Annotated in this window: 23 protein-coding genes; 17 read left to right on the top strand and 6 right to left on the bottom strand. The window is 63.1% G+C overall.

The annotated features are described in order from the left end of the window. Window positions 1-113: 113 nt before the first annotated feature. From NKJ57_RS12430 to NKJ57_RS12440, 3 genes are all read left to right on the top strand, one after another. Entirely contained in the window at window positions 114-536 is a 423-nt protein-coding gene (locus NKJ57_RS12430; RefSeq protein ID WP_023681988.1) for a pilus assembly protein N-terminal domain-containing protein, read from the top strand. Window positions 537-691: 155 nt separating this feature from the next. Then, complete coding sequence (locus NKJ57_RS12435) at window positions 692-1309, top strand: TadE/TadG family type IV pilus assembly protein (protein WP_352510961.1); 618 nt, start codon at window positions 692-694, stop codon at window positions 1307-1309. 25 nt (window positions 1310-1334) lie between these two features. After that, the gene (locus tag NKJ57_RS12440) at window positions 1335-1970 is read left to right on the top strand and encodes a TadE/TadG family type IV pilus assembly protein (protein ID WP_352510962.1); all 636 of its coding nucleotides are present in this window, start codon (window positions 1335-1337) and stop codon (window positions 1968-1970) included. A gap of 25 nt (window positions 1971-1995) precedes the next feature. Here NKJ57_RS12440 and NKJ57_RS12445 read toward each other — a convergent pair whose 3' ends face one another. Beyond that, window positions 1996-2949, bottom strand: a complete 954-nt coding sequence (locus NKJ57_RS12445) for a phosphate/phosphite/phosphonate ABC transporter substrate-binding protein (protein WP_352510963.1) — start codon at window positions 2947-2949, stop codon at window positions 1996-1998. A gap of 177 nt (window positions 2950-3126) precedes the next feature. Here NKJ57_RS12445 and NKJ57_RS12450 point away from each other — a divergent pair, with 177 nt between their 5' ends. From NKJ57_RS12450 to rpsT, 4 genes are all read left to right on the top strand, one after another. Beyond that, on the top strand, window positions 3127-4365 hold the full coding sequence (locus tag NKJ57_RS12450) for a phosphopentomutase (RefSeq protein WP_352510964.1): 1239 nt from the start codon (window positions 3127-3129) through the stop codon (window positions 4363-4365). After that, window positions 4358-5248, top strand: coding sequence for a bifunctional DNA-formamidopyrimidine glycosylase/DNA-(apurinic or apyrimidinic site) lyase (mutM, locus tag NKJ57_RS12455; RefSeq protein ID WP_352510965.1), 891 nt, complete (start codon window positions 4358-4360; stop codon window positions 5246-5248). Before NKJ57_RS12450 ends, mutM begins: the two co-directional genes overlap by 8 nt. A gap of 41 nt (window positions 5249-5289) precedes the next feature. Further along, window positions 5290-6063 carry an enoyl-CoA hydratase gene (locus tag NKJ57_RS12460; protein ID WP_023681994.1) on the top strand — a complete coding sequence of 258 codons (774 nt, stop codon included), beginning with the start codon at window positions 5290-5292 and terminating at the stop codon, window positions 6061-6063. Between the two features lie 159 nt (window positions 6064-6222). Next, on the top strand, window positions 6223-6489 hold the full coding sequence (gene rpsT, locus NKJ57_RS12465) for a 30S ribosomal protein S20 (protein ID WP_023681995.1): 267 nt from the start codon (window positions 6223-6225) through the stop codon (window positions 6487-6489). A 26-nt stretch (window positions 6490-6515) separates the two neighbouring features. On the opposite strand, the gene NKJ57_RS12470 is transcribed toward rpsT, so the two are convergent. Further along, entirely contained in the window at window positions 6516-6767 is a 252-nt protein-coding gene (locus tag NKJ57_RS12470) for a hypothetical protein (protein WP_156931527.1), read from the bottom strand. A gap of 569 nt (window positions 6768-7336) precedes the next feature. Here NKJ57_RS12470 and dnaA point away from each other — a divergent pair. Further along, window positions 7337-8881: a chromosomal replication initiator protein DnaA gene (dnaA, locus tag NKJ57_RS12475; RefSeq protein WP_031204276.1), complete on the top strand. Its 1545-nt coding sequence runs from the start codon at window positions 7337-7339 to the stop codon at window positions 8879-8881. A 27-nt stretch (window positions 8882-8908) separates the two neighbouring features. Here the strand turns inward: dnaA and NKJ57_RS12480 are convergent, their stop codons facing one another. Then, window positions 8909-9184: a hypothetical protein gene (locus NKJ57_RS12480; RefSeq protein ID WP_155922476.1), complete on the bottom strand. Its 276-nt coding sequence runs from the start codon at window positions 9182-9184 to the stop codon at window positions 8909-8911. On the opposite strand from NKJ57_RS12480, the gene dnaN reads away from it, so the two are divergent. From dnaN to NKJ57_RS12510, 6 genes are read left to right on the top strand one after another with little or no spacing between them, the layout of a single operon-like run. Further along, window positions 9183-10301 carry a DNA polymerase III subunit beta gene (dnaN, locus tag NKJ57_RS12485; protein ID WP_352510966.1) on the top strand — a complete coding sequence of 373 codons (1119 nt, stop codon included), beginning with the start codon at window positions 9183-9185 and terminating at the stop codon, window positions 10299-10301. The genes NKJ57_RS12480 and dnaN overlap by 2 nt on opposite strands. A 58-nt stretch (window positions 10302-10359) precedes the next feature. Further along, entirely contained in the window at window positions 10360-11505 is a 1146-nt protein-coding gene (gene recF, locus NKJ57_RS12490; protein WP_352510967.1) for a DNA replication/repair protein RecF, read from the top strand. Window positions 11506-11536: 31 nt separating this feature from the next. Beyond that, window positions 11537-12292 (top strand): molybdopterin-synthase adenylyltransferase MoeB, encoded by a 756-nt coding sequence (locus NKJ57_RS12495; RefSeq protein ID WP_352510968.1) that lies wholly within the window; start codon window positions 11537-11539, stop codon window positions 12290-12292. 4 nt (window positions 12293-12296) lie between these two features. Next, window positions 12297-12785, top strand: a complete 489-nt coding sequence (locus NKJ57_RS12500; protein ID WP_023703474.1) for a GNAT family N-acetyltransferase — start codon at window positions 12297-12299, stop codon at window positions 12783-12785. Next, window positions 12782-14035 (top strand): aconitase X, encoded by a 1254-nt coding sequence (locus tag NKJ57_RS12505; protein ID WP_023669572.1) that lies wholly within the window; start codon window positions 12782-12784, stop codon window positions 14033-14035. The genes NKJ57_RS12500 and NKJ57_RS12505 overlap by 4 nt, the downstream gene beginning before the upstream one ends. Further along, entirely contained in the window at window positions 14032-14445 is a 414-nt protein-coding gene (locus tag NKJ57_RS12510; protein ID WP_023834323.1) for an aconitase X swivel domain-containing protein, read from the top strand. Before NKJ57_RS12505 ends, NKJ57_RS12510 begins: the two co-directional genes overlap by 4 nt. Window positions 14446-14457: 12 nt before the next feature. On the opposite strand, the gene NKJ57_RS12515 is transcribed toward NKJ57_RS12510, so the two are convergent. After that, the gene (locus NKJ57_RS12515; RefSeq protein WP_023703476.1) at window positions 14458-15459 is read right to left on the bottom strand and encodes a 2-hydroxyacid dehydrogenase; all 1002 of its coding nucleotides are present in this window, start codon (window positions 15457-15459) and stop codon (window positions 14458-14460) included. 157 nt (window positions 15460-15616) lie between these two features. Here NKJ57_RS12515 and NKJ57_RS12520 point away from each other — a divergent pair, with 157 nt between their 5' ends. Continuing rightward, window positions 15617-16174, top strand: a complete 558-nt coding sequence (locus NKJ57_RS12520; protein WP_352510969.1) for an SH3 domain-containing protein — start codon at window positions 15617-15619, stop codon at window positions 16172-16174. Window positions 16175-16187: 13 nt separating this feature from the next. Here the strand turns inward: NKJ57_RS12520 and NKJ57_RS12525 are convergent, their stop codons facing one another. Beyond that, window positions 16188-16547, bottom strand: a complete 360-nt coding sequence (locus tag NKJ57_RS12525; RefSeq protein WP_352510970.1) for a DUF4260 domain-containing protein — start codon at window positions 16545-16547, stop codon at window positions 16188-16190. 10 nt (window positions 16548-16557) lie between these two features. Continuing rightward, the gene (gene irrA / locus NKJ57_RS12530; protein ID WP_023688734.1) at window positions 16558-16989 is read right to left on the bottom strand and encodes an iron response transcriptional regulator IrrA; all 432 of its coding nucleotides are present in this window, start codon (window positions 16987-16989) and stop codon (window positions 16558-16560) included. A 344-nt stretch (window positions 16990-17333) separates the two neighbouring features. On the opposite strand from irrA, the gene fabA reads away from it, so the two are divergent. Continuing rightward, window positions 17334-17849, top strand: a complete 516-nt coding sequence (fabA, locus tag NKJ57_RS12535; protein ID WP_023669566.1) for a 3-hydroxyacyl-[acyl-carrier-protein] dehydratase FabA — start codon at window positions 17334-17336, stop codon at window positions 17847-17849. 122 nt (window positions 17850-17971) lie between these two features. Further along, entirely contained in the window at window positions 17972-19192 is a 1221-nt protein-coding gene (gene fabB / locus NKJ57_RS12540; protein WP_023823753.1) for a beta-ketoacyl-ACP synthase I, read from the top strand. Window position 19193: the final 1 nt, after the last annotated feature.

Below are 19193 nucleotides of genomic sequence, written 5' to 3' on the forward strand. Positions count from 1 at the left end.
TCAGCTGGCAGCAAGATTGGAGCGAATACCCGGCGCCGGTCAAGGGTTTAACCGTTGGTTCACCAATCTCCTTCATGTTCCGTGAACAAGTTTTGCCGCTGTGGAGCGCCTTGATGACCGCCATGAAATCGTCATTCCTGCTTGTCGCGCTTCTCGCCGTCCCGGCTTTCGTGCTGCCGGCCAAGGCCGGAGCCGGCATTGAAGTGACGATGAACCAGGCCAAGATCGTCAAACTGACACGCCCCGCCGACACCATCGTCGTCGGCAATCCGGCGATCGCCGACGCCTCCGTCCAGGATGCATCGACGATCGTGCTGACGGGCAAGGGATTCGGCGTGACCAATTTGGTTGTCCTCGACCACGATGGCAGCCCGATCGTCGACGAGCAGGTGACCGTAGTGCGCCAGGACGCGTCGTCGGTGCGTATCTACAGGCGCGCCTCGGTCCAGACCATGTCCTGCACGCCCTATTGCGAAAGCTCGTACAAGAGCGACTCGGAAAAGTCGTCCGAGGCCGAGATGAGCGCTGGGCAGTAAGCGCCTCAGGTGACTTGATTGTCTGGGGGAGAGCCGCGTCGGTTAGCGGCCGGTTAATGTCGCCTGGTCGAATTTAACGGTCATTCAAACCGGAGCTAAATGGGTTCTTGATAGTGGTGCTGACGGTACCGCATCAGGATCGGCAGGAACGGGATATGGGCGACGTTTTGGACGAGGATTCAAGACGCAAGATCTGCAAGGCCAAGGCAGGGCGCGTGACGTTTGCCCGTCGTTTCCTTGGCGATCGGCGCGGCGGCACGGCGACAGAATTCGCCATGCTTGCGTTACCGTTTGCGGCTCTCGTCTTCGCCATCCTCGAGAGCTGCATTTCATTTGCCGGACAGGAGGTGATGGCCAACATCACCGATGATATCGCCCGTCAATTGCGTACTGGCCAGTTGAGGCAAGCCGATGTGACGGAAGAGAAGCTAAAGGGTAGGGTCTGCGCCAGACTCGAGATCATTGTCGCCAAGGGTTGCCCCGGTTTGCTGGTTGATCTGCGCCCGTTCAAGACCTTTGCCGGGGCAGCCAGTGCGGGTTTCAAGATTTCCGGCTCGACCATCACGCTGACGGGCAAGGATCCGGATACAGGCAAGGACCCGGCTTTCGGGACCCCCACAATAGGTCCGGCAGAATCAAAGAACATGCTGCGGGTTTTCTACCCTTGGCCGGTCATGACCGATTTCATGGCTCAATACATGTCGAATATGGATGGCGGCAAGACGCTGCATTACGCAACGGCAACGTGGCAAAACGAGCCATTCGACAACTGAGGCACGTGTAGCAAAGGAAAAGGGCATGTTTCGTGCGGGGGCACATCCGGGGATATCGGTTATCTGGAAGAGAGCGGCGCGGTTTTGTGCCGATCGTCGGGGCATAGCGGCGGTCGAGTTTGCCCTCATCGTGCCCGTCCTGCTGATCATGTATTTCGTTACCATGGAGGCCTCGCAAGCCATCGAGGCCAGCAAGAAGGTCAGCCGCATCAGCTCCATGGTTGCCGACCTCGTCACGCAGCAAACGTCGGTGGTCAATGCAGATCTCACCGACATTATGAAGATCGGAAACTCCAGCCTTCAGCCTTATAACCGCTCAGTCGCCGATATCTTCATCACAGCAATCGACATCGAAGCCGATCCGGGCAACCCGACACCGAAGGCGAAGGTGGCGTGGTCCTGGCGCGTGCTGAATGGGGTCACGAGCCGCGACTCCAACCCGACAAGCTCCACAACTGTTCCGGCGACGCTCAACGTTGCGGGGACTTTCCTTATTCGTGTCAAAACCACTCTCAAATATGAACCGATCATCTCCTGGTCGGAAAGCGCCGAAAAGCCGCTCGGATTTATCTCGGCCTTCAACGAAGGCAAAATAACGATGAGCGAAACCTACTATCTCAGGCCGCGCCGGGCCACCTCGATCCCCTGCAGCAATTGCTGAAGCAGTTCTACCCATTCAACCCGGGTCATTGCGCGCTGCTGTCCGTGCTGCCTGACACCAGGCGCACGATGGAAGCGGCCATCGCATAGTCACTCGCAGCGGCGAGCGTGAACCCTCCCGCATGTTTCGATTCCACGAAATCGTAGACTTCCGGCGACTGCGATCGGAGATTGGTGAGGAAGACGGTCAGTCGGCGTTTGGCTTCGGGGTCGAGATCGCTGCGGACGGCGTGAGGGCCGTATCTGAGCACGCCGGAGGTCCAGATGATCTGGAGCGCGGCTTCTGGAATGCCCGCCGCCTCCAGCCGCGCCGCCGTGCCGTCCGGATCCGCCGGCTGATCGCCAGCAATCGCCGTCCGGTTTTCCGCCCTGGCCCGCTCCCAGCCGAACAAGGCATCGGCCTGGCCATCGACCAGCATCGCTTCTGCGGCGGCAGCCGAGCCGGCATGAGCGAGGAATGGCGCATCCTGGTTGATCTTGATGCCGGCGGCCGCCAGCCCGGCGAGCGGTAGAAGCGAACCGCCGACATTGTCGGAAGGCGCCATGGCGATGCGGTGCGTTTCCAGGGCCGCGAGACCGGAAAGCCTGCCGTCGCGCGTCCAAAGCACGGAGCGGATCCCCGTGGCACCGTCGGCATCGACCGGCGCCACAAGAGGTTCGACGCAGCCGCAGCGCTCCGAGGCGGTGGCGTAGGCGGTCGCCGAATAGACCGCGTACTGAATCCGGCCATTGGCCTGTGCCTCGATCAGCGCCGCATAGTCATGCGCGACGACGAATTCCACCTTCATGCCGAGCGCCTTGCCGTAGGCGTCTGTCAGCAAGGCCAGACCCGGAACCGTGTTGCCGGCGCCCGGCTCGGCAACGATGCCGATCCGAAACGTGCCGATCTGGTCGCGCCAGTCGGCGTGCGCCGCGAGCTGCGAGGCCAGCAGCGCTACAGTGGTCGCCAGTGCACTCCAACCGAGGTCAGCCCGTCTCATCGATCCATGCCCCGCACGCCGTTCCTTGAAGCGCATCGCATGTCTCAAGGATGCGTACACCACGCCTGCCCGACTTCGCGACTATCGCGCCAGGCCGCTCTGCCGCCTGGTTTGCGATTTGCCAATGCCGCGACGGGACCTTATGTCTGGTCAACCAGACTGGCAATGACGGCATCGATGGCACGCGCTTTCCTCTTCGTTCTCGATTCTTTCGGCATTGGCGGCGCCGCCGATGCCGAACGCTATGGCGACGCCGGCTCGAACACATTGGGACATATCGCGCTGGCCTGCGCGGAAGCCCGCGCCGATCGCGAGGGCCTGCGCGAGGGACCGCTGAAGGTGCCCACCATGGTTTCGCTCGGTCTCGGCCGCGCAGCAGAAACCGCAACCGGCTTCCAATTCGACAGCAAAGCCGCCGTTTCAGCCTCCGCTTTCCACGGCGCCGCGCAGGAGATTTCGAGCGGCAAGGATACGCCGTCGGGTCACTGGGAAATCGCCGGGCTGCCCGTGCGGTTCGACTGGGGCTATTTCCCCGATAAGGTGCCCGCCTTCCCTGCCGAACTGACCGAAGCGATGATCCGCGAGGGCAAGGTGCCGGGCATTCTCGGCAACTGCCATGCACCCGGCACCGAGATCATCGAGCGCTTTGGCGAGGAGCATATCCGCACCGGCCAGCCGATCTGCTACACCTCGGTCGATTCCGTCCTGCAGATAGCAGCGCACGAAGTTCATTTCGGCCTGGAGCGGCTCTACGAGTTCTGCAAGACGGTACGCCGGCTGGTCGACCCGCTGAAGATCGGACGGGTGATCGCACGGCCTTTTCTGGGCGAAACATCAGCCACGTTCGAGCGCACCTACAACCGCCATGACTACGCCGTGCCGCCGCCTGAGCCGACGCTGCTCGACCGCTTGACCGGGCGCGGCAGCCGGGTGATCGCGGTCGGCAAGATCGGCGACATCTTCGCCCACCGCGGTATCTCGGAAGTACGCAAGGCGCCCGGCAACATGGCAATGTTCGACAAGGCGCTGGGCGCGATGGACGATGCCGGCGACGGCGACCTGGTGTTCGCCAATTTCGTCGACTTCGACACCGAGTTCGGCCATCGCCGCGACGTCGCCGGCTATGCTGCGGCGCTCGAAGCCTTCGACCGCCGGCTGCCCGAGGCACTGGCAAAGCTGAAGCCGGGCGATCTGCTCATCCTCACCGCCGACCATGGCAACGATCCGACATGGCGTGGCACCGACCACACGCGCGAACGCATCCCGGTCATCGGCATCGCACCGGGTCTCACGGGCGGCGACATCGGGCTCAGGACCACCTTCGCCGATATCGGCGAGACGGTCGCCGAACACCTCAAGCTGGCGCGCGGCCGCCACGGCGCTTCCTTCCATGCGGCGATAGGCGGCCATGCCTGAACTGCCCGAGGTCGAAACCGTCCGGCGCGGCCTGCAGCCGGTTCTGGAAAGCGCGCGGATCGTGCGCGTCGAGGCGCGCCGGCCCGATCTCAGATTTCCGTTTCCGGCGAAATTTGCGCAGCGGCTGACCGGCAAGACCGTCACCGCGCTTGGCCGCCGCGCCAAATATCTCACCATACACCTGGACGGTGGCCCGGTGCTGATCTGCCATCTCGGCATGTCGGGCTCGTTCCGCATTGAGACCGCTGATGACAAAGAGACGCCCGGCACGTTCCGTCAAGAGCGCTCGAAGGATGCCAAGCACGACCATGTGGTGTTCCATGTCGTGTCGCCTGTCGGCGTCCAGTCTCGCGTGGTCTTCAACGACCCGCGTCGCTTCGGCTTCATGCTGTTTGCGGAAGGCCTGGCCGAGGCGCATCCGATGCTGGCGGGACTGGGCGTCGAGCCGACCGGCAATGCGCTGGAAGGCGCCCTGCTCGCCTCGCTGCTGAAGGGCCGCAGATCGCCGTTGAAGGCGGCGCTGCTCGACCAGAAGCTGATTGCCGGGCTCGGCAATATCTATGTATCGGAAGCGCTGTGGCGCGCCGGCCTTTCGCCATTGCGCGAGGCAGGCACCATCGCCGGGACCAGCAAGAAGGCCAAGGAACAGAGCGAACGACTGGCCGAGGCAATCCGTTCGGTGATCGCCGATGCGATCGCCGCCGGCGGGTCTTCGCTGCGCGACTATATGCACACAGACGGGTCGCTGGGCTATTTCCAGCATTCCTTCGCGGTCTACGATCGCGAAGGTGGGCCCTGTCCGACGCCCGGCTGTCGCGGCCACATCGAGCGCATCGTGCAAAGCGGCCGCTCGACCTTTTATTGCCGGACCTGTCAGCGGTAAGCTAGACAGGTCCTTCAGTGCCGCAATCAGGAGGCCAGCCCATGAGCTATGAAACCATCATCGTCGAGACGCGCGGCAAGGTCGGCCTGATCACGCTGAACCGGCCCAAGGCGCTCAACGCGCTGAACGCGCAGGTGCTGGCGGATTTGCTGACGGCGGCAAAGGGGTTCGACGCCGATCCCGGCATCGGCGCCATGGTCATCACCGGTTCCGAGAAGGCTTTTGCGGCGGGCGCCGACATCAAGGAAATGCAGGCCGTCACCTACGCCGAAGCCTATGTGCAGGATTTCTTCGTCGGCTGGGAAGAGTTTACCCGCGCGCGCAAGCCGATGATCGCGGCGGTCGCCGGCTATGCCCTGGGCGGCGGCTGCGAACTGGCGATGATGTGCGATTTCATCATTGCCGCCGACACGGCGAAATTCGGCCAGCCCGAAATCACGCTCGGCGTCATTCCCGGCATGGGCGGGTCGCAACGGCTGACCCGCTTTGTCGGCAAATCGAAGGCCATGGACATGTGCCTGACCGGACGGATGATGGATGCCGCCGAAGCCGAGCGCAGCGGCCTGGCGTCGCGCGTCGTACCGGCCGGCGAGTTGATCGAGGAGGCGATGAAGGCCGCGGCCAGGATATCAGAGTTTTCGCTGCCATCGGTGATGATGGCCAAGGAGGCAGTCAACCGCGCCTACGAGACGACGCTGGCCGAGGGACTGCGCTTCGAACGCCGGCTGTTCCACTCGCTGTTTGCGCTCGATGACCAGAAGGAAGGGATGGCCGCCTTTGCCGAGAAGCGGAAGCCGAATTTCACCAATCGCTAGAGTGGCGGCGGCGAGGACCAAAAAGAAGCCAAAGCGGCGTTGACGCGCCGGAAAAGCTGAACTATAAGCCGCTCCAACCGAGGCGGCCGTTGGCTGCCCGTTTGTTTTTTGCGCCCTGCGGCATCCCGCATGCGCCCACCAGATCAGAAGAGAGGCATCATGGCCAATACCTCCTCGGCCAAAAAGGCAACGCGCAAGATCGCCCGCCGCGCAGCGATCAACAAGAACCGCCGCTCGCGCGTGCGTACATATGTCCGCCAGGTCGAAGAGGCACTGGCTGCCGGCGACAAGGCAGCCGCGCTGGAAGCCTTCAAGACCGCAGAGCCGGAATTGATGCGCGCCGCGACCAAGGGCGTGATCCATAAGAATACGGCGTCGCGCAAGGTGTCGCGTCTGGCTCACCGCCTCAAGGTGCTGTCGGCCTGATCGACCGTTCCTGAACTGTCGTTCTTTCAAACCCGGCCAATCGCGCCGGGTTTTTTGGTTTGCCGGCAAGCACTTAAAAAGAACGGCCGCAAAGCATGCCCGAGCCGCATTCCAGAGTCCGGAATGCTTTGCCGGCACATACACTCCCACTGATATTCCAATCCGCCGAAACGGCCCACGCCAATAAATTTGGCTGTCACAAATTGCTGATATTTTTCAGTGGCTTGCTGGAAGTGATCCACAGCTTGTTCACATCGCCTGTGGGCGACAGGCAGCAAGTTGGTGTCAAGCGAATTATTTCAGAAAATTTCAAACCGCACAGCCATTTTCATATTCGCGGCAAAAGGGTTTGAATCCCAATGGCTTTGTCAAAATATGCGCTTCCAGCACGGAGCCCGAACCGTTGTTCACTAACCAGATTCCTTAAAAATCCGTTAGAGGTGGCCTTGCCCTATCCACAGCGATTTCGGTAATGTCGATCTATCGAAAGGGACGGGCCATTAGCCCTTAACCCAGCCTGAATCGGCCAGCTAACAGTGGCAGAATTCATGACGTGGATCAATTCCGCGAACGGGTATGGCTTGCCTTTTCGATACGATAGGGGACTGGCGTAATTGTACATGGCAGCTTGATGGCGCACCGGCGTTTTCGCCGGGTAGCACCGCTTTGCCCGAACATGTCAGACGGACTGGCTTTAAGCAGCCGGGACCCATCCCTTTTTGACGAGGCAACGTCATCCGCCGGCGGCGGCGGTGGTGTTGTAGCGAAGATACGGTCGCCGGAAACATGGGTGCAGGAGGCGCACTCCCGGCGGAAAAAAGGTACAAAGGAAAAGGGACGCACAATCATGCAGAGCGGCATCGAGCGGGAGCTTACGGGCGACCTGCCATTTCCCGGAACATTGGTCGGAGCGCACGATATGGCGGCTTCCAACGACGCGGAACAGAAGTTCGACCGGGTCAAGGCCCAATTGAAGGCGCGCCTGGGAACCGAGGTCTATTCGAGCTGGTTCGGCCGTATGAAGGTGGCTGAGGCTTCCCGGGGCATTGTACGCATCTCGGTGCCCACGGCCTTCCTGCGCTCGTGGATCAATGGCCATTATCTCGATCTCATCGCCGATCTGTGGAAGCACGAGGATCCCGAAATCCTCAAGATTGAGATGGTCGTGCGCACCGCGACCCGTCCGGCCCGCAATGGCGTCGAACCCGAGGTCGTGCCGGCGCGCAAGATGACCAAGCATACGCAGACCGCATTGGCGGCCGGCACGGTCGGCCCCGGCAGGATGGAGCGGGCGCCCGCCCCTCGTCCCGGCACGCCGATCGAGAGCGAATTCCGGCACAATGTGCTGGGGTCGCCGCTCGACCCGCGCTACACGTTCGGCTCCTTCATCGAAGGCCCGTCGAATCGGGTGGCTTTCGCCGCAGCCAAAGCCGTGGCGGAATCGCAGTCGAGCGCGGTGCGCTTCAACCCGCTGTTCCTTCATGCGACCGTCGGGCTCGGCAAGACGCACCTTTTGCAGGCGATTGCGGCCGAATCCCTGAAACAGAACCCGAAATCGCGCGTCGTCTACCTGACAGCCGAATATTTCATGTGGCGCTTCGCCACCGCGATCCGCGACAACAATGCGCTGACGCTGAAGGAACAGCTGCGCGACATCGACCTCTTGATCATCGACGACATGCAGTTCCTGCAGGGCAAGTCGATCCAGCACGAATTCTGCCATCTCATCAACATGCTGCTCGACAGCGCCAAGCAGGTGGTGGTTGCCGCCGACAGGCCGCCGTCGGAACTGGAATCGCTGGAACCACGGGTGCGCTCGCGCCTCAATGGCGGCGTCGCGCTGGAAATGTCGGCGCCGGACTTCGCCATGCGCATCGGCATGCTCAAACTTCGGCTTGCCACCGCCAAGGTTGACGATGCATCGCTCAATATTTCGGAGGAGATCCTCAACCATGTCGCCCGCACGGTGACCGGCAGCGGTCGTGAGCTGGAGGGCGCGTTCAACCAACTGCTGTTTCGTCAGTCGTTCGAGCCGGCGATCACCATCGACCGCATCGACGAGATCCTGGGGCACATCTATCGCTCTGGCGAGCCGAAGCGGGTGCGCATCGAGGACATCCAGCGCATCGTGGCGCGCCACTACAATGTGTCGAAGACCGAGTTGCTGTCCAACCGGCGCACGCGCACCATCGTGAAGCCCAGGCAGGTCGCCATGTACCTGTCGAAGGTATTGACGCCGCGCTCGCTGCCGGAGATCGGCCGGCGGTTCGGCGGCCGCGACCACACCACGGTGCTGCATGCGGTGCGCAAGATCGAGGACCTTTCCGGCGTCGACAACACGCTGGCGCAGGAACTGGAACTGTTGCGCAGGCTGATCAACGACCAAGCCTGATCGGCGCGGCAAACGGAGCGCGCCGGGTTAGAGTATTCGGTCGTCGCGCTTTAAATTTTCTTGTTTTGATGCATGTCGTTGTCCCAAAACCGCTGCGCAGTTTTCGGCGACATGCATCGGTTGCCGGCCAACGTCCGCTTTATCCCCAGAAAGCCCGCTTAACCGGCGCGAACCGGTGGCCCGGACTTGCGTTTGCTGGCTTTTTCCTGTCAGTTTGCATAGATTCTGAGCCTGTTCAGACCTTTCGCGGGGCGCCGCCCACTGGTGACCCGTCCATTCATTCAAGCGAGCCTGTTTCGTCATGCGTGTTATCCTGGAACGGTCCAATCTCCTGAAGTCGCTCAACCACGTTCATCGCGTGGTCGAGCGGCGCAATACCATACCGATCCTGTCGAACGTGCTGCTCAGCGCCGAGGGCGCCAGCCTTGAAATGAAAGCCACCGACCTCGACCTCGAAGTGACCGAAGCGACGCCGGCAAAGGTCGAGCGCGGCGGGGCGACGACGGTTCCGGCGCACCTGCTCTACGACATCGTGCGCAAGCTGGCCGACGGCGCCGAAGTGATGCTGAAGACCGACGAGGACGGCAACGCCATGACGGTAACGTCGGGCCGCTCGAGCTTTCGCCTGCAGTGCCTGCCGCAGTCCGATTTCCCGGAGCTTTCGGCGGGGTCCTTCTCACACATCTTCCGGCTCGATTCCGTCGCCCTGAGAGGCCTGATCGAAAAGACCCAGTTCGCCATCTCCACCGAAGAGACGCGCTACTATCTCAACGGCATCTACCTGCACACGCATGAAACTGGCGGCAAGCTGAAGCTGCGTTCGGTGGCGACCGACGGTCACCGCCTGGCGCGCGCCGAGATCGACGCTCCGGCCGGGGCCGAAGGCATGCCGGGCATCATCATTCCGCGCAAGACGGTCAGCGAATTGCAGAAGCTGGTCGACGATCCCGATGTCGCGGTGACCACCGAATTGTCCGACACCAAGATCCGCTTCACCATCGGCAGCGTGGTTCTGACCTCGAAGCTGATCGACGGCACTTTCCCGGACTACCAGCGCGTCATTCCGACCGGCAACGACAAGAAGCTGATCATCGACCGCCAGAGCTTCGCCGCCGCCGTCGATCGCGTCTCGACCATTTCCTCCGAGCGCGGCCGCGCGGTGAAGCTTTCGATCACCGAAGGCCAGGTGACGCTTGCCGTCAACAATCCGGATTCGGGCAGCGCCACCGAGGAACTGGCGGCCGACTATTCGTCCGACCCGATCGAGATTGGCTTCAACGCCAAATATCTGCTCGACGTCGCTGCTCAACTCACCGGCACGGAAGCCAAGTTCATGCTGGCCGATGCCGGCTCGCCGACGCTGATCCACGACATGGCCGATGAGACCGCGCTCTACGTGCTGATGCCGATGCGGGTGTAGCCGCACTGGGGCACACTGCAGCATAGTGATTGCGGCGACTTCTACAGGCGGATAGCGGTTGCCGGAACAAAGTCACATAAGTAAGCTCACACTTACGAATTTCCGCAATTATGCGGCGCTGTCGATCGGCTTTTCCCCCGGCGCCGTGGTGTTTTCCGGCGACAATGGCGCCGGCAAGACCAATCTCCTGGAAGCCATCTCGCTGCTGACGCCTGGCCGCGGCCTGCGCCGTGCGCCCTATGTCGACGTGGCCCGCGAAGGCGGCGATGGCGGCTTTGCGCTCCACGCAAGGCTCGACGGGCCGGAGGGACAGGTCGAGATCGGCACCGGCATCACCGGGGGTGAAGCGGCCGGCGAGGGCGGTCGCAAGGTGCGCATCAATGGCGCGCCGGCACGGTCGGCCGACGCCATGCTGGAATGGCTGCGCGTGGTCTGGCTGACGCCGGCCATGGACGGCCTCTTCCCGGGACCTGCCGCGGACCGGCGGCGCTTTCTCGACAGGCTGGTGCTTGCGATCGATCCCAGCCACGGCCAGCGCGCGCTCGACTATGAGAAGGCGATGCGCGGACGTAACCGATTGCTTACGGAAGGTTCGCGAGACGGCGCATGGTTCGACGCCATTGAGATGCAAATGGCCGAAACCGGCGTGGCGATTGCCGCGGCGCGCGCCGAGCTGGTGCGCCTGCTTACCGCCATGATCGACAGGTTGCCGTCCAGCGGGCCGTTTCCGCAAGCCGACATAAGTCTCTTCGGCGACCTTGAAAGCGATGTCGCCTCAGCACCCGCTGTGGATGTCGAGCAACGCTATCGCGACGCCCTTGCCGACGGCCGCGAGCGCGACCGCGCCGCCGGACGCACGCTCGACGGCCCGCACCGTTCGGATCTACTGGTGCGCCACCGCCCCAAGGCGATGCCGGCCGAACTCTGCTCGACTGGAGAGCAGAAGGCGCTGCTGGTCGGCATCGTGTTGTCGCACGCAAGGCTGACCGGCGAGATGTCGGCGATGACGCCGATCCTGTTGCTCGACGAGATTGCCGCGCATCTCGATGCCGGCCGGCGCGCCGCGCTGTTCTCGATCCTGGAGGAGCTGAACTGCCAGGCCTTCATGACCGGAACCGACGCCGCGCTGTTTTCCAGCCTGAGGGGACGCGCGCAGTTCCTCACCGTCGACCACGGCACGGTTGGGCCAACCGAAGAGACCTGACAAGGTTTTTGCTCCGCTATATGGTCGGGCAATGACCCCTGCCGCCCTCACCGACGAAGAACTCGAACGCTATGCCCGCCACATCGTGCTGCCCGAGATCGGCGGCGCCGGCCAGCAGAGGCTGAAGCGGGCCCGGGTACTGGTCATCGGCGCCGGCGGGCTCGGCGCGCCGGTGCTGGAATATCTCGCTGCCGCGGGCGTCGGCACGCTTGGCATCGTTGATGACGACATTGTCTCGCTGTCCAATCTGCAGCGGCAAGTGATCCACGCCACCGATACGGTCGGCACGGCGAAGACCGAGAGCGCCAAAGCAGCGATCGCCCGGATCAATCCCCATGTCGCGGTGGAATTGCACGATTTCAGGCTGACGGCCGACAATGCTGCCGTCCTCGTCACGCGCTACGACGTGGTCATCGACGGCTCCGACAATTTCGAGACGCGCTATGTGGTGGCTGATGCCTGCGCGGCGGAAAAGCGGCCGCTCGTGCATGCCGCCGTCGGCCGCTTCGACGGCTCGGTGACGGTGTTGATGCCGTTCGGCACCGGCGCCGACGGCAAGCCGAACCCTGGATATCGCGACCTCTTTCCCGAAGCGCCGCCAGAGGGGCTGGTGCCGTCCTGCGCCGTGGCCGGCGTCGTCGGTGCGCTGACCGGCGTCGTCGGCACGCTGCAGGCGATGGAAGCCATCAAGCTGATCACCGGCATCGGCGAACCACTGGTCGGCCGGCTGCTGCTCTACGATGCGCTGTCGGCGCGCTTCGACACGATCCGCTACAAGAGAAGCTGACCGCATGGATCAGCCTGCCAGTGTTTTGGTCACGCAGCTCGCCCCCGGCTTCGACCGCTGGGACGAACTGCTCAGCCTGATCATGCGCGCCTTTGCACCGATGGACGGCGTCATCGACCCGCCCTCCTCGGCACATCTGCTGAACGCCGGAAACCTCAGGGACAAGGCTGGCCGAGAGACCGTGTTGCTGGCCCTGCAGGATGACAGGATCGCCGGCTGCGTTTTCGCGCTGGAGAGAGCCGATGATTTCTACATCGGCAAGCTCGCCGTCGAACCTGAGCTTCAAGGGCAAGGCATCGGCAGGCGGCTGATGCAGGCTGTCGAATTTCTCGCCCGCAGCCGGAACAAACCGGCCATCGAACTGCAGACGCGAATCGAACTGACCGTAAATCATGCAACCTTTGCCGGTCTCGGCTTCCGCGAGACTGAACGCACCGCGCATGACGGCTATGACCGGCCGACCTCGATCACCTTGCGCAAGGAGTTGGCGTGAGCCTTGCACTCAGCTCACAGGAGCAGACAGTCGCCTCCGGCCATGACGGGGCGGCGATGGCGATGCGCATCGTTGCCGAAAGCGCTGCGCTGCTCGGCGCGCCGCGACTTATCCCGATCGCCTCGACGCATATAGACGGCGCGCTCTATCACGGCGATTCCGGCACGCTGTTTGCCGAAAGGCTGGTCGATAGCGGCGCCAGGGTCGCGGTGCGCTCGACGCTCAATGTCGGCGCGCTCGACCTGATGGGCTGCTCGCGCGTGCGCCTCGAAGAGCCGGCGCGCGGCATGGCGCGACGAATGATGGAGGCCTACCGCAAACTGGGCTGCGAGCAGAGCTGGACCTGCGCGCCCTATCAGGCCGGCCACAGGCCGGCGCTTGGCAGCGATGTCGCCTGGGGTGAATCCAACGCGGTGGTGTTCTGCAATTCGGTTCTGGGGGCACGCACCAACCGCTATGGCGACTTCCTCGACATCGCCTGCGCCATATCGGGCCGCGCGCCGGATTACGGCCTGCATCGCCCCGAGAACCGGCAGGCACGGCTGTTGTTCGATGTGTCCGGCCTATCCGCCTCGTTCCTTGGCTCCGAGATCGCCTGGCCGGTGCTGGGCAACCTCTACGGCCGTGAGGTCGGCAATGCGATCGGCGTCGTCACCGGCATATTCAGCCATCCCGGCGAGGATGCGCTGAAGGCCTTCGGCGCGGCGGCGGCATCGTCGGGCGCCGTCGGCCTGTTCCACATTGCCGGCGTGACGCCCGAGGCGCCCGACGCCGAGACCATCCTGGTGGGCGGCAGGCCGGAAACGATGATCCGCGTAACGCCGGAGATGGCCATGAAGGCCCGCGCCGGCCTGTCCACCGCAGCCACGCAGACCGCCATCGATGCCGTGGCGATCGGCAGTCCGCATCTGTCTTTGGCCGAATTCGATGCACTTGAGCGGCTGATTGGCGGGCGGCGGCTCAGCGTGCCGATTTACGCCTGCACCGGCCGCCACGTGCTCACCAGGCTGGAGCAGAACGGCAAGCGCAAGATGCTCGAAGCCAGCGGCGTCATCATCGTCGCCGACACCTGCGTGGTGGTGACGCCGATCCTGCCGGATCTGGCCGGCGGCGTGCTGATGACCAATTCGGGAAAATTCGCGCACTACGCGCCGGGCAATACCGGTTACGCCGTGCTTTACGGCTCGCTGGCCGACTGCGTGGAAAGCGCGGTTGCCGGTAAGCCCAGGTTTACGGATATCGCCGCATGAGCGCCGTCGCTGAAATCCTGGTGCCGGGCAGCGGAGGCGAAGGGCTGGCCTTGGTGCTGACGGCGCCGATCAGCTTCTGGGGCGGCGTCGATCCGAAGAGCGGCCGCATCGCCGATGTCCGTCACCCGCAGCATGGCGAGACCATTTCCGGGCGTGTGCTGTTCCTGCCCGGCACGATCGGCTCGTCCTCAGCGTCAGCCGTGCTGATGGAACTCGTCCACAATGGCCATGCGCCGACGGCACTCGTGCTGCACGAGCCGGACGCGATCCTGCTGCTTGGCTTGATTGTGGCCAGGGAAATGGGCTGGCCGACGCCGGTAGCGCTCAGGCTCAGGCGCGACGCTTTTGAGGCCTATCGCGGCAAGCGTGTGAGTGTCGCGGCGGATGGCGCCCTCACAACCGCATCCTGAACGCGGCCCGCTTCAAGTCCGTAGCGGCAGCACGCGGTCCGGCGGCCGGTGGCCGTCGAAGAAGGCGCGGATGTTGATGATCACCTTCTCGCCCATGTCGATGCGGCCCTCGATCGTCGCAGAACCCATATGCGGCAAAAGCACGACTTTGTTCTTGGCGGCAAGCTTCAGCAGTTTCGAGTTCAGCGCCGGTTCGTGCTCGTAGACGTCGAGGCCGGCGCCGGCGATCTTGCCGTCCTGGATCAGCTTGACCAGCGCTTCCTCGTCGATGATGTCGCCGCGCGCGGTGTTGACCACATAGGCGGTGGGCTGAAGCAGAGCTAGGCGCCGCGCCGAAAGCAGATGAAAGGTCGCCGGCGTCGACGGGCAGTTGATCGAGATGATGTCCATGCGGGCAAGCATCTGGTCGAGGCTTTCCCAATAGGTCGCCTCCAGCCCTTCCTCGACCGCCGGCAGCACGCGATGGCGGTTATGGTAGTGGATCGACAGGCCGAAAGCCTTGGCGCGCCTCGCAACCGCAGTGCCGATGCGGCCCATGCCGACGATACCGAGGCGCTTGCCCCAGATGCGCCGGCCGAGCATCCAGGTCGGCGACCAACCGGCCCATTTCTTGTCGCTGGTGAGCACATTGGCGCCTTCGGCCAGCCGCCGCGGCCCGGCCAGCATCAGCGCCATGGTCATGTCGGCCGTATCTTCGGTCAGCACGTTCGGCGTGTTGGTGACGGTAATGCCTTTCTTGGCCGCCGCCGCCACATCGATCTTGTCGACGCCATTGCCGAAATTGGCGATCAGCTTGAGATTGTCGCCGGCCTGGGCAATCAGCGCCGCATCGATCTGGTCGGTGATGGTCGGCACCAGCACATCGGCTTCCTTGATCGCCGCGACCAGCTCCGGCTGCGTCATCGGCCTGTCCTCGACATTCAGCCTGGCGTCGAAGAGTTCGCGCATGCGGGTCTCGACCGGATCGGGCAGCTTGCGCGTGATGACGACGAGAGGCCGTTTTTTGCCTGCCATTGTTTCCTCGAACCCGATCTCGTTGAGACCTCTTTAACCAAGACAGGCGAAACTGAATACCGGTCGCGGTGCCTGCCACTCCTGTAACAAGCGGTGCCGCCGAAGACAAAGAAAAAGGGGCGCCCGGGCCAAAGGGCACGCACCGAAAGGAATGAAAGTGTCTGGTTTCGCGTCGCTTCGCCTGATCCTCAGCGCAGCGCTTCTCGGCGCTCTCCTGCATTCCCCGCAAGCCGCGGCGCAAGGTGCCGCCGCACCTGTGCAGACGGTCACGCTCGGGCCAAGCGGCCTGCCGCTGCCGCGTTTCGTCAGCCTGAAATCGGCTCGCGTCAACTCGCGCGTTGGCCCCGGCGCCAACTATTCCGTCGACTGGATGTACACAAAGGCCGGCTTGCCGATGGAAATCATCCAGGAATTCGATACCTGGCGGCGGGTGCGCGATGCCGATGGCTCGGAGGGTTGGATCAACCAGTCGCTGCTGTCGGGCCGCCGGACCGCGATCGTCGCCCCTTGGCAACGCACCAAAGGTGGCCGAATCAATCTGCTCGACGATGCCGATAAGGACGCCAGCGTCATCGCCATCGTCGAGCCGGGCGTTACGGGCACGATCAAAACCTGCGATGGCCAGTGGTGCGAAATGACCTTCGACGGCCACACCGGCTGGATCGCCCAGTCGCAGGTGTGGGGCGCCTATCCCGGCGAGCACGTCAAGAATTGAAATTGCTGGAGGCCTAACGGCCGATACGGCCGAGATGGGTGTCCTGAAAACCGGTCGACAGTTTGAGACCGTAGCCGAGCGCGCGGTCGACGGCGATGTGGATGATCCAGATCAGACCAATCGCGGTCGCCGTCGAATTGGCCAGAATATATCCGGCGAGGGCCAGCAACAGCGGGACGATCAGGATGTGCAACGCGTTGTAAGCGACAGCGCCGATCCGTGCCCCGGCGAGATAGCCCAGCATCGACAGGTCGGGCGCCAGAATAAGCAGGGCGAACAGCCACCAGGAAACGCCTGACGCGGCATAGGCGACTATAGCCACGACCGCGACCGCAACCCATTCGAGCCGGATTGCAAAATCGACAGGTTTCACGGGTTGGGGCTTAAACGCTGCGCTTCGGGCGCAGCCTCACCACGATGTCGACATTGGCGATCTCCATGCCTGCGGGTGGCTCCGGCAGGTTGGAGACGGTCACCGGACCGCTTTCTATATCGAAGATCCTGTTTTCGCCTTCGATGTAAAAATGATGGTGATCGGAGGTGTTGGTGTCGAAATAGGTCTTGGACCCCTCGACCGCCAGGATGCGCAGCAGCCCGGCCTGGGTGAACTGGTGAAGCGCGTTGTAGACGGTGGCGAGCGAGACCGGCACGCCGGCGGCGACCGCCTCTTCATGCAGTTCCTCGGCCGAAAGGTGGCGGTCGCCCTTGGCAAACAGCAGATCGGCCAGCGCAATGCGTTGGCGTGTCGGCCTGAGGCCGGCTTCGCGAACCCGCTTGTCCACAGCGACATTTTCCTTCCGGCAGCCCAGATCCATCTATCCGTCCAAGCCCATAGTTCTGCCTCAAGACACGCCCAGAGTGGCGAAAAGACGTCATTCGCCGAAACTGGATACCTCCAGACATATATTCTGTTGGCCGAATACGATCAATAGAGCGACGTGCGTCCAGTTGGACGCACTAAGTGCGCTCTATCGCTGTTTTGGCATCGCATGGTGCTTTCCGGAAATCGAAATCGATTTCGGCCGATGCGAGAGCGCGCATTGACCCGGGCAGACGGGCGGGTTAAGCGCAAACGCCGGTTTCCGGCCCGAAAGGGATTGTGTTAGGAAACCAACGACAAGGGCGCCCCACCGCCCAGGACATTATGGGGACGAGACATATGGCGGGTTCGAAATCCAGCTACGGTTATGAGGAATTGCTCGCCTGCGCCCGCGGCGAGCTGTTCGGGCCCGGCAACGCCCAGTTGCCCTACCCGCCCATGCTGATGTTCGACCGCATCACCGAGATCAGCGAGACCGGCGGCGCCCACGACAAGGGCTTCATCCGTGCCGAATTCGACATCAAACCGGACCTGTGGTTCTTCGCCTGCCATTTCATCGGCAATCCGATCATGCCGGGGTGCCTGGGCCTTGACGCCATGTGGCAATTGACGGGTTTTTACCTCGGCTGGCTCGGCGAGCCGGGCAAGGGCATGGCGCTGTCGACCGGCGAGGTCAAGTTCAAGGGCATGGTGACGCCTTCGGTCAAGAAGGTGGAATACGGCATCGATTTCAAGCGCGTCATGCGTGGACGCCTGGTGCTCGGTATCGCCGATGGCTGGCTTAAGGCCGACGGCGAACCCATATACGCTGCGACGGACCTCAAGGTGGGGCTGTCCAAGCAATCGGCCGCCTGACCGGCGCCACTGCAGCAGGGCGTTCCCGGACGCGCAACGACGCTGCGGCATTTTGATTTTGCGTATGATCGCCGGCGAAAACCGACTAGGGTTTCGGGATCATCCGCTGGAAGGAGTTGCGAATGAGAAGGGTCGTCGTCACAGGCCTCGGCATCGTATCGTCGATCGGCAACAACGCCAACGAGGTGCAATCCTCGCTCCACGATGCCAAATCAGGCATCAGCTTCTCCGATTCCTTCGCCGAACACGGCTTCCGCTGCCAGGTCTGGGGCGCGCCGACGCTCGACCCCACCCCTATGATCGACCGGCGTGCCATGCGCTTCCTGAGCCAGGGCGCGGCCTGGAACCATGTCGCGATGGACCAGGCGATCGCCGACGCCGGGCTTGGCGAAAGCGACATCACCAATGAGCGCACCGGCATCGTCATGGGCTCGGGCGGCCCCTCGACCCGCACCATCGTCGAGGCGGCCGAGACCACGCTCAAGAACAACAGCCCCAAGCGCATCGGTCCGTTCGCGGTGCCGAAGGCGATGTCGTCGACCGCGTCGGCGACGCTCGCCACCTGGTTCAAGATCCACGGCGTCAACTATTCGATCTCGTCGGCCTGCTCGACCTCGGCGCATTGCATCGGCAACGCCTACGAACTGATCCAGTGGGGCAAGCAGGATGTGATGTTTGCCGGCGGCCATGAGGACCTCGACTGGACGATGTCGGACCTGTTCGATGCCATGGGGGCGATGTCGTCGAAGTATAACGACAAGGCGTCAACAGCGTCACGCGCGTATGACGCCAATCGCGATGGCTTCGTCATCGCGGGTGGCGCGGGCGTCCTCATCCTGGAGGAGCTCGAACACGCCAAGGCGCGCGGGGCCAAGATCTACGCTGAGATCGTCGGCTATGGCGCGACGTCGGACGGTTACGACATGGTGGCGCCGTCGGGCGAAGGCGCGGTGCGCTGCATGCGCCAGGCTCTGGCGACGGTGTCCACGCCCGTCGACTACATCAACACCCACGGCACCTCGACGCCGGTCGGCGATTCCCGGGAAATGGGCGCCATCCGAGAGGTGTTCGGCGACAAGATGCCGTTCATCACCTCGACCAAGTCGCTGACCGGCCATTCGCTGGGTGCCGCCGGCGTCCAGGAATCGATCTACTCGATCCTGATGATGCAAGGCGGCTTCATCGGCGAGAGCGCCCATATCGAAAACCTCGATCCCGAATTCGAGGGCATGCCGATCGTGCGCAAGCGCATCGACGACGCCAGGATCGACACGGTTTTGTCCAACTCGTTCGGCTTCGGTGGCACCAACGCAACGCTGATTTTCCAGCGCTATTCCGCATAAG

This window comes from Mesorhizobium sp. M0077 (assembly GCF_040322955.1).
In the GTDB taxonomy this organism is placed as follows: domain Bacteria; phylum Pseudomonadota; class Alphaproteobacteria; order Rhizobiales; family Rhizobiaceae; genus Mesorhizobium.

Excerpts from the sequence above, each read along its gene's own strand:
- NKJ57_RS12430 (WP_023681988.1), top strand. The coding sequence starts at position 114 with ATGACCGCCATGAAATCGTCATTCCTGCTTGTCGCGCTTCTCGCCGTC.
- NKJ57_RS12435 (WP_352510961.1), top strand. The coding sequence starts at position 692 with ATGGGCGACGTTTTGGACGAGGATTCAAGACGCAAGATCTGCAAGGCC.
- NKJ57_RS12440 (WP_352510962.1), top strand. The coding sequence starts at position 1,335 with ATGTTTCGTGCGGGGGCACATCCGGGGATATCGGTTATCTGGAAGAGA.
- NKJ57_RS12445 (WP_352510963.1), bottom strand. The coding sequence starts at position 2,949 with ATGAGACGGGCTGACCTCGGTTGGAGTGCACTGGCGACCACTGTAGCG.
- NKJ57_RS12450 (WP_352510964.1), top strand. The coding sequence starts at position 3,127 with ATGGCACGCGCTTTCCTCTTCGTTCTCGATTCTTTCGGCATTGGCGGC.
- mutM (WP_352510965.1), top strand. The coding sequence starts at position 4,358 with ATGCCTGAACTGCCCGAGGTCGAAACCGTCCGGCGCGGCCTGCAGCCG.
- NKJ57_RS12460 (WP_023681994.1), top strand. The coding sequence starts at position 5,290 with ATGAGCTATGAAACCATCATCGTCGAGACGCGCGGCAAGGTCGGCCTG.
- rpsT (WP_023681995.1), top strand. The coding sequence starts at position 6,223 with ATGGCCAATACCTCCTCGGCCAAAAAGGCAACGCGCAAGATCGCCCGC.
- dnaA (WP_031204276.1), top strand. The coding sequence starts at position 7,337 with ATGCAGAGCGGCATCGAGCGGGAGCTTACGGGCGACCTGCCATTTCCC.
- dnaN (WP_352510966.1), top strand. The coding sequence starts at position 9,183 with ATGCGTGTTATCCTGGAACGGTCCAATCTCCTGAAGTCGCTCAACCAC.
- NKJ57_RS12480 (WP_155922476.1), bottom strand. The coding sequence starts at position 9,184 with ATGACGAAACAGGCTCGCTTGAATGAATGGACGGGTCACCAGTGGGCG.
- NKJ57_RS12495 (WP_352510968.1), top strand. The coding sequence starts at position 11,537 with ATGACCCCTGCCGCCCTCACCGACGAAGAACTCGAACGCTATGCCCGC.
- NKJ57_RS12500 (WP_023703474.1), top strand. The coding sequence starts at position 12,297 with ATGGATCAGCCTGCCAGTGTTTTGGTCACGCAGCTCGCCCCCGGCTTC.
- NKJ57_RS12510 (WP_023834323.1), top strand. The coding sequence starts at position 14,032 with ATGAGCGCCGTCGCTGAAATCCTGGTGCCGGGCAGCGGAGGCGAAGGG.
- NKJ57_RS12515 (WP_023703476.1), bottom strand. The coding sequence starts at position 15,459 with ATGGCAGGCAAAAAACGGCCTCTCGTCGTCATCACGCGCAAGCTGCCC.
- irrA (WP_023688734.1), bottom strand. The coding sequence starts at position 16,989 with ATGGATCTGGGCTGCCGGAAGGAAAATGTCGCTGTGGACAAGCGGGTT.
- fabA (WP_023669566.1), top strand. The coding sequence starts at position 17,334 with ATGGCGGGTTCGAAATCCAGCTACGGTTATGAGGAATTGCTCGCCTGC.
- fabB (WP_023823753.1), top strand. The coding sequence starts at position 17,972 with ATGAGAAGGGTCGTCGTCACAGGCCTCGGCATCGTATCGTCGATCGGC.